This is a genomic window from Pseudomonas songnenensis, from assembly GCF_003696315.1.
In the GTDB taxonomy this organism is placed as follows: domain Bacteria; phylum Pseudomonadota; class Gammaproteobacteria; order Pseudomonadales; family Pseudomonadaceae; genus Stutzerimonas; species Stutzerimonas songnenensis.
Genome location: NZ_RFFN01000007.1, coordinates 108,569 through 121,679 on the forward strand (window position 1 = coordinate 108,569; position 13,111 = coordinate 121,679).

At 60.1% G+C, this 13,111-nt stretch carries 14 protein-coding genes; 4 read left to right on the plus strand and 10 right to left on the minus strand.

Annotated features, from left to right (window positions below; genetic code table 11):
- Nucleotides 1-20: 20 nt before the first annotated feature.
- The gene (locus tag EA798_RS17270; RefSeq protein WP_106155350.1) at nucleotides 21-452 is read right to left on the minus strand and encodes a universal stress protein; all 432 of its coding nucleotides are present in this window, start codon (nucleotides 450-452) and stop codon (nucleotides 21-23) included.
- 136 nt (nucleotides 453-588) lie between these two features.
- Here EA798_RS17270 and EA798_RS17275 point away from each other — a divergent pair, with 136 nt between their 5' ends.
- The 3 genes from EA798_RS17275 to EA798_RS17285 all read left to right on the plus strand — a co-directional run bounded on the left by EA798_RS17275 (nucleotide 589) and on the right by EA798_RS17285 (nucleotide 2,593).
- Entirely contained in the window at nucleotides 589-1,029 is a 441-nt protein-coding gene (locus EA798_RS17275; protein WP_122099745.1) for a group II truncated hemoglobin, read from the plus strand.
- A 217-nt stretch (nucleotides 1,030-1,246) separates the two neighbouring features.
- On the plus strand, nucleotides 1,247-1,795 hold the full coding sequence (locus tag EA798_RS17280) for a non-canonical purine NTP pyrophosphatase (RefSeq protein ID WP_106158735.1): 549 nt from the start codon (nucleotides 1,247-1,249) through the stop codon (nucleotides 1,793-1,795).
- A gap of 6 nt (nucleotides 1,796-1,801) precedes the next feature.
- The gene (locus EA798_RS17285; RefSeq protein WP_106155352.1) at nucleotides 1,802-2,593 is read left to right on the plus strand and encodes an SIR2 family protein; all 792 of its coding nucleotides are present in this window, start codon (nucleotides 1,802-1,804) and stop codon (nucleotides 2,591-2,593) included.
- Between the two features lie 82 nt (nucleotides 2,594-2,675).
- Here the strand turns inward: EA798_RS17285 and EA798_RS17290 are convergent, their stop codons facing one another.
- Both EA798_RS17290 and EA798_RS17295 read right to left on the minus strand, forming a co-directional pair.
- The gene (locus EA798_RS17290; protein ID WP_015277560.1) at nucleotides 2,676-3,191 is read right to left on the minus strand and encodes a hypothetical protein; all 516 of its coding nucleotides are present in this window, start codon (nucleotides 3,189-3,191) and stop codon (nucleotides 2,676-2,678) included.
- A gap of 263 nt (nucleotides 3,192-3,454) precedes the next feature.
- Entirely contained in the window at nucleotides 3,455-5,392 is a 1,938-nt protein-coding gene (locus tag EA798_RS17295; protein WP_106155353.1) for a sodium:solute symporter family protein, read from the minus strand.
- A gap of 156 nt (nucleotides 5,393-5,548) precedes the next feature.
- On the opposite strand from EA798_RS17295, the gene EA798_RS17300 reads away from it, so the two are divergent.
- Nucleotides 5,549-6,469, plus strand: coding sequence for a GNAT family N-acetyltransferase (locus EA798_RS17300; protein WP_106158736.1), 921 nt, complete (start codon nucleotides 5,549-5,551; stop codon nucleotides 6,467-6,469).
- A 613-nt stretch (nucleotides 6,470-7,082) separates the two neighbouring features.
- Here EA798_RS17300 and rpoS read toward each other — a convergent pair.
- The 7 genes from rpoS to ispF form a co-directional block, all read right to left on the minus strand.
- Nucleotides 7,083-8,078, minus strand: coding sequence for an RNA polymerase sigma factor RpoS (rpoS, locus tag EA798_RS17305; protein ID WP_122099746.1), 996 nt, complete (start codon nucleotides 8,076-8,078; stop codon nucleotides 7,083-7,085).
- A gap of 100 nt (nucleotides 8,079-8,178) precedes the next feature.
- Nucleotides 8,179-8,994 carry a peptidoglycan DD-metalloendopeptidase family protein gene (locus EA798_RS17310; RefSeq protein ID WP_122099747.1) on the minus strand — a complete coding sequence of 272 codons (816 nt, stop codon included), beginning with the start codon at nucleotides 8,992-8,994 and terminating at the stop codon, nucleotides 8,179-8,181.
- A gap of 67 nt (nucleotides 8,995-9,061) precedes the next feature.
- Nucleotides 9,062-9,997 carry a polyprenyl-phosphate transporter gene (locus tag EA798_RS17315; RefSeq protein WP_122099748.1) on the minus strand — a complete coding sequence of 312 codons (936 nt, stop codon included), beginning with the start codon at nucleotides 9,995-9,997 and terminating at the stop codon, nucleotides 9,062-9,064.
- A gap of 19 nt (nucleotides 9,998-10,016) precedes the next feature.
- Entirely contained in the window at nucleotides 10,017-10,652 is a 636-nt protein-coding gene (locus tag EA798_RS17320; RefSeq protein WP_122099749.1) for a protein-L-isoaspartate(D-aspartate) O-methyltransferase, read from the minus strand.
- 38 nt (nucleotides 10,653-10,690) lie between these two features.
- Complete coding sequence (surE, locus tag EA798_RS17325; RefSeq protein ID WP_106155358.1) at nucleotides 10,691-11,440, minus strand: 5'/3'-nucleotidase SurE; 750 nt, start codon at nucleotides 11,438-11,440, stop codon at nucleotides 10,691-10,693.
- Complete coding sequence (gene truD / locus EA798_RS17330) at nucleotides 11,440-12,480, minus strand: tRNA pseudouridine(13) synthase TruD (protein WP_122099750.1); 1,041 nt, start codon at nucleotides 12,478-12,480, stop codon at nucleotides 11,440-11,442. The genes surE and truD overlap by 1 nt, the downstream gene beginning before the upstream one ends.
- Nucleotides 12,477-12,950, minus strand: a complete 474-nt coding sequence (gene ispF / locus EA798_RS17335; RefSeq protein WP_106155360.1) for a 2-C-methyl-D-erythritol 2,4-cyclodiphosphate synthase — start codon at nucleotides 12,948-12,950, stop codon at nucleotides 12,477-12,479. The genes truD and ispF overlap by 4 nt, the downstream gene beginning before the upstream one ends.
- Between the last annotated feature and the right edge of the window lie 161 nt (nucleotides 12,951-13,111).

The window sequence follows — 13,111 nt, forward strand, 5'->3', positions numbered from 1 at the left end:
GCCAGCGCTGGCGTTTCAGCTTATTTGACCAGCAGAACCGGGACCGATACCTCATGGATCACCCGGTTCGCCACCGACCCCAGCACCAGCCCGGTGAAGCTGCCCAGGCCGCGGGTGCCCATCACCACCGTGTCACAACCCAGCCGCTTTACAGCATCGGCGATCTGTTCAGCGACGTTGCCCATGAGCGCATGGGTCTCACAAGTCAGACCCGCGGCCTGCAGTACGGCAGCCGCCTCGTCGAGAACGGTACGAGCCTTGGCAATCAGGCTGTTGTTCAGTTCGTCGTACATGGCCGCAGTGAAATATTCGCCATAGATGACCGGCTCGTGCTGGACGTTGACCAAATGCACCTGCAGCGTCATCCCTGTATCCCGCGCCAGATCGACAACGTACTGCAGAGCCCGCTTGGCGTTGTCCGAACCATCGTATGCAACCAGAAGCCTGCGCATGTTGCTGTCTCCGCTGTTGTGTGGATTCTCAGCTTAGACCAGCTGCCGCTGAGCTGTCGGCACTGGTTGCACTTGTCTTGATCTGGCGCAAACGCGCATCATCGCGCGCCTCTTTCAACAAGCCAGGGTAAGCCTGATGACCTCCGATCAAGAACCGGTGTTCGGCGTCGGTGACGCTTCTTTCCAGGCCGCCGGCGGCGAGCCCGGACTGCAACGGCTGGTCGCCGACTTCTATCGGGTAATGGACGAATCGCCCCAGGCGACGACGGTTCGCGCCATGTATCCGGATGACCTGAGCGAAGCGCAAGATCGCCTCGCGAGCTTCCTCAGCGGCTGGCTGGGCGGCCCGAAGCGCTACGCGGAAAAGTACGGTGGCATCAGCATTCCGCAGTTCCACACCCGCTGGCAGGTGGGCGAAGCCGAGCGGGACGCGTGGCTGTTCTGCATGGAGCAGGCGATTGCCCGTCAGCCCTACACACCGGCGTTCGCCGAATACCTGTTGCGTCAGTTGCGCGTCCCGGCCGAGCGTATCCGTCAGGTGCAAGCGGCCTGCCCGGCGAGGTCCGGCCATAGCTGAGCAGCAACGTGCCGGCTGAAACCACCGATTAGGCCTGGCGCTGGCCACCCTTCGAACAGGTCATGCCGATTGCGCCAAACACGGGCGCATGAACGCACTGGCTCGTTCCAGTCATCCGGTCAAAGGCGAACCGAGCCACCCGCCCCGCGTCATACAGACATGGCAGCTGCTGTCGCGGCAGCGCCAGCCCGCCGATCACCCGGAGTTGGCTCGTCGTATGAAAATCCGCTTTGCGTCCATCAACCAGCAGAAGATCCGCGAGGTCTGCGAGATCCTCGAGCCGAGCGGGATCGAGGTGAAACCCTTCCCACTGCGTATCGAGGAGCTGCGCACCGAGGACCTCCAGCAACTGGTGAGCGACAAGCTCCTGACGGCTTTCAAACTGATCGGCAAGCCGGTCTTCGTCGAGCATACCGGGCTGTTCGTCAAAAGCCTCAATGGCTTCCCCGGTGGCCTGACGCAGATATTCTGGGATCGCCTGCAAGCCGAGCGATTCTCGGAGCTGATCGGGCGACTCGACGATCCTGCGGCAGAAGCACGGACCCTGATCGGCTATTGCGACGGCCGCAAGCGACACTTCTTCGAGGGCATCGTTGCCGGGCGTATTTCATCGTCCCCTGCAGGTCACGGGGGCTTCGAATGGGACGATGTCTTCATCCCCGATGGGCACAACGAGACGTTCGCGCAACTGGGCAAGCAGAAGAACGGGCTGTCCATGCGCCGGCGCGCACTGGACGCCTTCGTCACCTTTCTGCGGGAGTCCTGAGTAGCCATGGACCAGCTTCGCGAGGCGTATCGAAACAATCGCCTGATTCTGTTCGTCGGCTCAGGCGTTTCCGCCAACATCGGCCTCCCACCCTGGAAGGACCTGATAGACGAAATCGCCGTGCAGCTCGATTACGATCCCGAGGTGTTCAACACCTATGGCAATTTCCTTGCACTGGCGGAGTACTACCGGATCAAGAAAGGCAGTATCGGCCCGCTGCGCAGCTGGATGGATCGCGAATGGCACCGCAACATCGAAATACGAGATTCGGACATCCATCGGCTGATTGTCCGTGGGCGTTTTCCCGCGATCTACACGACCAACTATGACCGCTGGCTGGAATATGCCCACGAGGCGCATGCGGTCGATTATGTGAAGATCGCCAATGCCAGCGACCTGACCAAGGCGCGCGACGGGGTCAGACAGATCGTGAAGTTTCATGGGGACTTCGATGATGACGCATCGATCGTGCTCGACGAAACGAGCTACTACCAGCGCCTGCAATTCGAAACGCCGCTGGATATCAAATTGCGTGCTGACACGCTAAGCAAGGCCGTTCTGTTTATTGGCTACAGCCTGTCGGACACCAATATCCGCTTGCTCTTCCACAAGTTGTCAAAGATATGGAACGAACATGAAGCACTGGGCGTAAGGCCCATTTCCTACGTCTTTTCCCACAAACCCAATCCGGTACAGGAAGAAGTCTTACGGCAATGGGGCATTCGCATGATTGCATCCGAAGACGATGAACCCGGCGTCGCGCTGAAGAACTTTCTCCAGCAACTGGTCGAGGGCTGAGCCGTTGACCGGAAACAAGCAAAACGCTTATGGCGGTTACTGAGCAGGCGCGATGCCACAATGGGCACCGCGCACGCTTCGATCAGTAATTGAAACCAATACCGATGCTGTAGAGGAACACGCCATCATCATAACGATCCTGCGCATCGCTGCCGCTCTTGAAGAGGAACTGATATTCCGCCATCGCGGTAATGAAGGTCTTGTCCTGAACCCAATATTTAAAGCCGATCTCCGGTCCCGCCATGAATGTCTCATCTACGCGATCGCCGTAAACGCCGCCGATGCTCGCGCCAATGAAGGGCCGCGCCTTGCCGGTACCGAAGTGGTAGTCGTAGAACACCCGGGTTGACCCGTCGAACTTGACGCTTTCGCCTTCGGTATCACGGGCATTGACGGTCTGCCGAACACCCCATAAAGAAGACTCGCTCAGATACTGGCCCCAACTTCCCTGTACAGAGAAGATGGTATCGTCGAAGTCTTTATCACTGCTGCCCGCGCCACCCAGGGTAATTTCCTTGTCACCCGTCATTGGAGCTGCTCCGGCAATAGCCGGCAGCATCGCAGCGATCATCAATGTAGTTTTGAAGAGTCGGTTCATGACGGCACCTCTATTTATGCTTGTCGGTATACGCATAACAATGCGTAGTCCTGAGACAAGCATGTAAAAGCAATGGTTGCCCGAAGAATCGACGAATGACCCATATTTCATGAAAAACAGGAGAAAAATGTTCTAATCCGATGATTCTTATCATTTTATGTATACATACAATATCGTCATGACATCATTTTTCGCATGCCCGTGATATTAATTTGCCATTAATCTGGGTGAGATGTAAGTACGGAATTCCTTCGCACCCGATATCAACTAACAACTTCGGCGCGCCCTGGTTGCAACTCAGCTTTATCTTCTTCGTGCTGGTCATCGAAATAACGGCTGAACGCCAGATACATCCAGACCGGCATCAAAGCCAGGCCAACTGCGATGCATATCCACGCCAGAAGCGCACTCCCGCCCGGTTGCGGGAATAGCAGCCGCCCTACACCAATCAATAGCGTGAAGACGGACAAGGCAGTCACCGCAACCGCAAACAGGCGTGCGCCCAGTGCCTTGATCGAGTCACGACGCGTTACACCGCAGCGTGTTGCGGTCTTTCCCCAGAAGCCGAACGGGCGAACCCTGCGGTAGAAGCGGTCGAGGGTTTGCTCATCAGTCGGCGGTGTGATGTAGCTGACCAGAATCGCGGCGCTGCAGGTCACCAGCGACATGATGCCCAGACGAATCCACTCTCTTTCCGGATCCGTACCGAGAAAGTAGAGCAGCAGCGGCGCCGTGATCAGGGACGTGACCATTGCGGTCAGCTCCGAGTAGAGGTTGATGCGCTCCCACAGCCAGCGCAGTACCAGCACCGAGCCCATGCCTGCGCCAAATAGCAGTGAGATGAACCATGCGGTCTGGATCGAACCAAGGTTCGCCATGATGACCATCGCAATCAGCAGTATCAGCACGTTGGACAAACGGGCCACAAGCACCAGCTCCTTGTCCTTTGGCTTGCGCTTGAGCAGCTTTGGCGCGACGACGCCACCGTACACATCATTGCTCCAGTAGGAAGCGCCCCAGTTCAGGTGTGTATCGACCGTCGACGCCAACGCGGCCAACAGGCCCACCAGCATCAGCCCGCGGAATCCCGGCGGCAGCAGCTCATCGATGCCAGTGACGAACAGCGCCTCGCGGGCAGCGGTGAAGCCCTCCCCGTTCATTTCTTCAGGGCTGAACGGATAGAGCACCAGCAAACCGATGGCGATGGCCAGCCAGAACAGGCTGCGCAGGAAAATCTGCAACCAGGTGAACACCAGGCCCGCGATACGCGCTTCGCGATCCGTCGGACACGCCATGCTGCGCTGCGCCAGGTAGCCGGTGCCATCGGAGTTCATCTGGAACAGCCACTGCAGCCCGACAATCACCAGGAACGGCATCAGCGCCTCGCCTGCGTTGCTCGGCGGCGCAAACGACAGCATCTTGGCCGCCTGCTCACTGCCGTAGAGCTCGACGATGCGGTCCGTCAACCCTCCAAGGCCACCCGCGGCATCGACTACGAACCAGGCGTATGCCAGCGTACCGAGCATGGCCACGCTGAACTGCATTACGTCGGTCTGTACCACCGCACGCAGGCCCCCGGTGATGGAATACATGGCGGTGAAGGCCAGGATCAGCAGTATCGAAATCAGATTGTTGGTGCTGGTCGTCAGTTGATCGAGCCCGCTGATGCTCTCGCCCAGGCGGATCCCGCTGGATTCGACCGCCCCCAGGATCACCGCGTAGACCCCGCCCGGCAGCCACTCGTGCCAAGGCAGGAATACTTCGGCGATGCGAATGGCTGCCACCAGCACCATGGCCAGCACGACGCAGTTGATCACCGTGCCGTAGTAGATGGCCTTGAACAAGCGCAGCGGGACCACGGCAGGGCCGCTGTAGCGCACACGCGTGAGCTCCGCGTCGGTGAGCACCCCGGCGCGTCGCCAACCCGAAGCGAATACCCAGGCCAGCAGCAGAAACGCCAGCCCGTAGATCCACAGCCTCCAGAGCGCAAACACACCGGCAGTCGCAACGAGACCGCTGACCAGCAGCGGCGTGTCGGCGGCGAACTGTGTGGCGGACATCGAAACGCCGGCACGCCAACCCTTGATGGTGCGTCCGGCCAGAAAGTACTCGTCGAGGCTTTGTGATGCCTTGGTGCGCGCACGCATCCCCGCCGAAAGGCCGTAAACGATGAATGCAAGCACGATCAGTAGATCCAACATCTTGTTATTCCTGTCGTTGGAAGCGCTACAGGTGAGAGCGCCCAGACGGAAGAAAAGATGCACTGAACGGATGAACGGCATTACTCACGCAGCAGAGGTTCGTCCCCCCCGGGCACAAGCGCTAGACTGGCGGCTTCGAAAACAGCCGGGATGGCCATGTCCGCTCTTGCCTATTCGCAGCTTCCGAACCACCTGCAGCCCTTGCTGGCGAAGTTCTATCGTGCGCACAACAGCCGTAACCGCATACGCTCCGAAGCCATATGTTGGGTAGCGCGGCGTGGCGATATCGTAGGAGGGCTGTGCCTTACACCTGTGGCACAGGGCCATTTTCTGACGGGTCTGCTGGTAACTCCGCCGGAGCGAAACCGCGGAATCGGCGCGCAGCTGGTGCGCAACGCGGTAGCATCCAGCGCAGGACCGGTCTGGCTGTTCTGCAAACCCGAGCTTGTGGAGTTCTATTCACGCCTCGGCTTTTCGGTTGCGAACTGCCTGCCTGCCACCCTTGCAGACCGGCTTACGCGTTATCGAAGCAGCAAAACGCTGATCGCCTTGCAGAACGACCAAAGGATGATGCCAATGCCCAACGCCACCCTGAATATCGCCATCGCATGCCTGCTGGACGACTGCGGGCGCATTTTGGTGGTACGGAAACGCGGGACCCGCTTCTTCATGCTTCCGGGCGGCAAGGCCGAACTTGGCGAAACACCGCTGCAAACGCTCCGACGCGAGCTGCGAGAGGAACTGGATCTGCAGCTAGAAGACGACGACCTCGATCCACTGGGCCACTTTCAGGCGCAAGCCGCCAACGAACCGGATCATCAGGTGGAAGCGGACGTATTCATTGCACGGCTGCCCCGCGCAGTGACGGTGCAAGCCGAGCTGGAAGAAATGGCCTGGTTGGAAGCAGCGCCGTGCGAGCGGGATGACATCGCGCCGCTATTGCGCGGCCATGTCATGCCAGCCCTCCTGGCACGCATGGCGCAAGCCGAACGCGTGGCCTGCTGCGCTGCGACATCAGATCAAGGCGAGATAGGATCGCTGGCCGGGAAGGTTTCTTCGATAGCCTCATCGAGCTGATCTTCATCAGCCTCGTCCGGCCGACGGGCCACGTCATCGCGATCTTCGGGTGACGGGTCGTTATGCTGGTCGCCATTCATTTTTTCGTTCTCCGCTGATGGATTCCATTCCTTAGGCCGTGCCCCGACCACTCGGTTCAGCGAGACTTTTTTACAGGCAAAAAAAGGGGCGGGTTTGACCCCGCCCGCCTCCGTCCTTGTTCCCTGTATCCCTTCTCATCGTCCTGGATGACACCGCTTCCTGCGATGGTCCCTGACCTTCGTCCTGAAGGCCGTGCTAATCCCTGAGCACGGGTGCGATATTAATGATTGGCCGCTGACCAGCAACTGGCGCCTATCCGCACTGGACTGTGCAGCCTACCGCAGGAAAAATTTAAAGTTCTTTTTTATCAGTCACTTAGATAGGGAAAAAACAGAGATCGCCCAGCGCCGCGGCTAGTTTGAGAGCTTTGCTTACAGTGCTTGTAAGTAAATGCTTACAGCCGAAGAGGCGAATACGGAGAATGGGCAAAAACGGATTAATTCAATGGATCGACCATTGGGGCAGGCGCGACAGTAATTCTCTACTGTGGAGCGGAGGTGTCGGGCCTGGCAGCACCAAGCCCGACGGTACTTCATTGAAACAGCGCGTCGCTCGATAGACCGTTACGCTCCAGAATCTCGCGAAGACGACGCAGCGCCTCGACCTGAATCTGGCGGACACGCTCGCGGGTCAGGCCGATTTCCTGGCCTACCTCCTCCAGCGTCGAGGCTTCATGGCCACGCAGGCCGAAGCGGCGAATCACCACTTCTCGCTGCTTCTCGGAAAGGTCCGACAGCCACTGATCGATGCTGTTGGACAGATCGTCGTCCAGCAGCAGCTCGCAAGGATCGGTCGGCCGATCGTCGGTCAGCGTATCGAGCAGTGTCTTGTCAGTGTCCGGACCAAGCGAGACATCTACAGAAGTGACCCGCTCGTTGAGCCCCAGCATGCGCTTGACCTCACCGACCGGCTTCTCCAGCAGATTGGCAATCTCTTCCGGGCTGGGCTCGTGATCGAGCTTCTGGGTCAGCTCGCGGGCTGCGCGCAGATAGACGTTCAGCTCCTTGACCACGTGGATCGGCAGCCGAATCGTGCGGGTCTGATTCATGATGGCCCGCTCGATGGTCTGCCGTATCCACCAGGTGGCATAGGTGGAGAAACGGAAGCCACGCTCGGGATCGAACTTCTCGACGGCGCGGATCAGACCGAGATTGCCTTCCTCGACCAGATCGAGCAGCGAAAGGCCACGGTTGACGTATCGTCGAGCGATCTTCACCACCAAGCGCAGGTTGCTTTCGATCATGCGCTTGCGCCCCGCCGGATCGCCTTTTTGAGCGAGGCGCGCGAAGTGCACTTCTTCTTCGGGTGTCAGGAGGGGGGAGAAACCGATTTCGTTGAGATACAACTGGGTTGCATCCAGGGCCCGGTTGTAATCGATGAACTTGTGCTGTTTGCTGGATGCAGCCTTGGGTCTACCTGCCGTGGCAGCCCTGGTCACGTTGCTTTTCTGGTCGAGGTGGATGGGCGTTTCCATAAACAGAACCGCATCGTCGACGTCAAACTCCAGCGCTTGGTCTTTAAGTGCCATTTTATTCTTGTCCTGTTCCGAGTTCGACAACAGGCCCAAGCGACGCGGGTCCCTGGCTACGCTCAAGCCCAACCTAGTGCTGGAACAGGCAGGCGACAGGTCAACGTCTTGGCAGATATTGCAGCGGGTCTACAGGCTTGCCCTGGCGGCGAATTTCGAAATGCAGCTTCACCCGGTCGGTTCCCGTCGATCCCATCTCGGCAATACTTTGCCCAGCCTTGACTTGTTGGCCCTCCCGCACCAGCAGCCTGCGGTTGTGTCCGTAGGCGCTTACATAGGTATCGCTGTGCTTGATGATCACAAGTTCGCCGTAACCCCGTAATCCACTACCGGCGTACACAACAGTTCCATCAGAAGCAGCCAGGACAGGCTGTCCTAATTCCCCAGCGATATCAATTCCTTTATTCAAACTACCGTTTGACGAGAATCGACCGATGATTGCGCCGTTCGCCGGCCATGCCCAACCGCTTGCCGAGCGGGCGACCGGCGTCACTTGAGTGCTCGCCGGCGGAGCAGCTGGAGGCTGGCTTGAAGGCGTGGTAATGGCCGGTTGACGCGGTACCGGCGTGGTGACGACCACAGGACTCGAAGGAGCAGGCGCCGGTGCAGGCTGAGGTGCTGGCCGTGGCGCAGCGGATGCAACGCGCGACGAACCGCCATCGAAGCGGATCTTCTGCCCGGGATAGATGACATGCGGCGGCTGGATACCATTGACCCGAGCCAGCTCGCGCCAGTCCCAACCAAAGCGGAAGGCGATGGACCAGAGAGTGTCACCTCGACGGACAATGTATTGGCCGCTGGTGACGCGGTCGCGCTGGTTGCGATCGACGACCTGCACACCGCCACCCTGAGGCGACGACGCACACCCGCCCAGCGTTCCGGTTATCACCAGAACGCCGAGTAACGAACGGACCATGGGGTCGCGAATCCACTGCGGTACTGCTGTGAGCCTCAATGCCCGCTCCCTTTCATAGACAAGTACGTCAGACGCCTTCGGTCATCGGCTGACGTCGACCGGCAAACCACTCAAGCCCCAGGACCAGCACGATACCGCCCACGGCGAGCAGCACCGCAAGCAGCAGCTGCGGGTCCTGACCGGTCAGATCGCCATAGGCGCCGGGCAGCAGGTTCTGCTGCAGGACCGGAACGTTCTCGCCGCTGGAATTGGTACGCCAGGTCAGCGTCTCCTTCCACGGCCAGACCTTGTTCAGCGAGCCGAGCATCAAGCCGGTGAGAAACGCCAGGGTCAGGTCACGCCAACGCTTGAGCAACCAGCTGAGAAACTTGGCGAAGCTCAACAGGCCCACCACGCATCCCGCGGCAAAAATGCCCATGACTGCGACATCGAAGCTTCTCACCGCACCAAGCACCACCGGGTACAGGCCCAGAAGCACGAGAATGAAGCTGCCCGAAATACCTGGCAGGATCATCGCGCAGATCGCGATGGCACCTGCGAAGAACAGACTCAGGCTGCTGCTGCCCCACTGCACCGGAGCGGCAACGGTAATCCAGTAGGCGAAACCGATGCCGAGGCAGAAACTCACCAGACGCGAAAGGTTACGCCGCTGGATTTCCTTACCTACGAGATGCACCGAAACCAGAATCAGACCGAAGAAGAAGGACCAGACGGGAATCGGGTGCTCGTCAAGAAGATAGGTGATCAACCTGGCCAGGCTGAGGATGCTGGTCAGGACGCCGGCAAACAGTACCAGCAGGAAGCCAGCGTTAGCGGTTTTCCAGGCTTCGGCGAAACGCCCACGCAGCAACGGGCCAACCGCGTAAGGCACCGCACTGATGGAGCGCAGCAGCTCATCGTAGATACCGGTGATAAACGCCACGGTACCGCCCGAGACACCGGGCACCACATCCGCCGCGCCCATGGCCATGCCCTTGGCGTACAACAATAAAGCGTTTTTCATACTTCCTTCCGCTGAATGATCAAATCACGGGTCCATTGAGCAGCGGCACGAAACGTACGGTATCCAGAAGATGGCGTGAAAAGCCGTTCTCCTCTCGAATGATCAGCATGAGTTGCTGGACCTCGCCGGCACCCACTGGAATCACAAGACGCCCACCGGGCGCCAGCTGACCGAGCAAGGCCTGCGGCACATCGGCTGCCGCCGCGGTGACGATGATGCCGTTGTAAGGCGCCAGCGCAGGCCAGCCCTCCCAACCATCGCCCCAGCGAAAGACCACATTGCGCAGCTTGAGTTCGACCAGACGCTCCTTGGCCCGGTCCTGCAAGGCCTGAATGCGCTCGACCGAGAACACCCGCTCGACCAGTTGCGCCAGCACCGCAGTCTGGTAGCCCGAACCGGTGCCGATCTCCAGCACCTTGTCCAGCGGGCCGTCGGCCAGCAGCAGCTCGCTCATGCGCGCGACCATGAATGGCTGGGAAATGGTCTGGTTGTGGCCGATGGGCAGTGCCGTATCTTCATAGGCGCGGTGCGCCAGTGCTTCGTCGACGAACAGATGGCGCGGAGTGCGACGGATCACCTCTAGGACCTGAGGGTTCGACAGCCCTTCCTCGTAGAGGCGCTGTATGAGGCGGTCACGGGTACGCTGAGAGGTCATCCCTGAGCCATGCAGCAGGCTGTCTTGTCCGCGATTCCTCACAGCACACTCTCCAGCCAGCTCTCGAGACCACCGAAGGCCTCATGAAAGGTTCGATCCAGCTGCAGTGGCGTGATCGATACGTAGCCCTGCATCACCGCATGGAAATCGGTACCCGGCCCGCCGTCTTCGACGTCACCGGCCACCGAGATCCAGTAGCCTTCCTTGCCGCGCGGGTTGGCTTGCTTTACCGGCGGCTTGGCGCGACTGCGATGCCCCAGCCGAGTCAGGCGAATACCGCGGATGTGGTCGAGAGGCAGGTTCGGCACGTTGACGCTGAGCACCGTACGTGGCGGCAGCTCCAGCTGATCGTGCTTTTCGACCAGCATGCGCGCGATATGCGCGGCAGTCGGCAGGTTTTCCGTCGAGCGTGATACCAGCGAGAAGGCGAAAGCCGGACGCCCGGTGAAGCGTCCTTCAATGGCCGCAGCAACCGTTCCCGAATAGAGCACATCGTCGCCGAGGTTGGCGCCCAGATTGATGCCGGACACCACCATGTCCGGCGCATCCTCGAGCAGGCCGTTGAGGCCCAGGTGCACGCAATCGGTGGGCGAACCGTTCAGCCCTATGAAGCCGTTCGGCATGCTTACCGGGTGAAGCGGGCGGTCCAGGGTAAGCGCGCTGCTGGCGCCGCTCATGTCCTGAATCGGGGCTACCACCTTGCACTCGGCATAGTCGGCCAGCGCGTCATAAAGCGCGGCGAGCCCGGGTGCATACACCCCGTCGTCGTTGGCGATCAGAATACGCATCAGATGTCCGTCTGCCCTGCCAGGCTGACCAGCTCACGCACCACGGCGGTGGCGAAGCATCCGGTCGGCAGGACGAATTCCAGTTGCAGAATGTCAGGCTCGGGATAATGCCACGACAAACCGCCGATGGGGAGGCGAAGAATGCGCCGTTCGTGCTTCATTCCAGCTTGCGCCAACCATTTGACGAGCGCCGAGTCAGTTGCAGCGACAGCGTTTTCGAGCGCCTGTATTTCGTCGCCAGCCGGCGAGCCGTCCACTCCCCATAACGGACCCGTGGGATGCAGGTCCAGAATGGCTAGGCGCGGATCGTTGCATTCCGCCGGCCCTGCCGGGAAAAAGCTGCGGCTGTCGGTGAAAGCCAGCAGATCGCCAACGCGCGCCTGATTCCAACTGCCATCGGCGACCCGTTCGGCAAGTACGCGATTGAACAGATAACTACGGCCAGCCGAAAGCAGGCGCGAACGCATGTTGCGCTGCTCCGGAAGCTCTGCTTTCGCCGCGAAGTGCCGTGCCCCGTGCAGGTTGCTGCCCTCATAGCCGAAACGCTGCAGACCGAAGTAATTCGGCACGCCGAAGGCCTTGATTCGCTCCATCCGCTCATCCAGAGCGCCATGCTCACCGCTTAGCTCTGTCAGGCGCAGGCAGAAGCCGTTGGCCGAGTGCGCGCCTCGCTGCAGCTTGCGCTGATGCCGGGTGCCCTTGAGGATCGTCAGGCCATCGCTCTCGGCGGCGGCAAGATCCGGGTCGGCCTTGCCCGGCAGATGCAGGCTGAACCACTGGCGGGTCAGCGCTTGTCGGTCTTTCAACCCGGCGTAGCTGATCATCTTCAACGGCACGCCGGCGGCGCGGGCGATGCGTTTGGCAGCTTCCTCGGTATTCAGGTTGCGCTTTTCCACCCACAACCAGAGGTGCTCGCCCTCTCCCGACAGCGGGATGTCGAGCACTTCGTCTACCTGGAAATCCTCCGCGACCGCCTTCAGTACCGCTCTGCCGCAAGGTTCGCCATGGGCGCGCGGCCCGAGCAACTGGTCTTCGGTCATGCGCGGACCAGCAAGGCAACCGCGTGAACGGCGATCCCCTCCTCACGCCCGGTGAAGCCGAGCTTTTCGGTAGTGGTGGCCTTTACATTGACCTGATCCAGCTCGACTTGCAGATCCGCAGCGATCAGCGCACGCATGTCATCGATATGCGGTGCCATCTTGGGCGCCTGGGCAATGATTGTGGCGTCGACGTTGCCGACCACGTAGCCCTTGGCCTGCACCTGCTTCCACACATGGCGCAGCAGCACACGGCTGTCGGCACCCTTGAACTGCGGATCGGTATCCGGGAAATGCTTGCCGATATCGCCCAGCGCCGCGGCGCCCAGCAGCGCATCGCTCAAGGCATGCAGCAGCACGTCACCATCGGAATGCGCCAGCAGCCCGAACCTGTGGGGAATTCGCACGCCACCTAGCGTGATGTGGTCGCCCTCGCCGAAGCGGTGCACGTCGTAACCGTGGCCGATACGCATAGATGAAACACCCTGGAAAATCTCGAGGCGGCGATTCTACAGGACACGGCGGCAGCCTGAGGGCATTGCCAGTCCGCGCAACCATCGACATCGGCGATAACGACCATCAGCCGAATCGATCTTATATCGGGCTTTACCGATATATAGTTCGCCTCATTCCG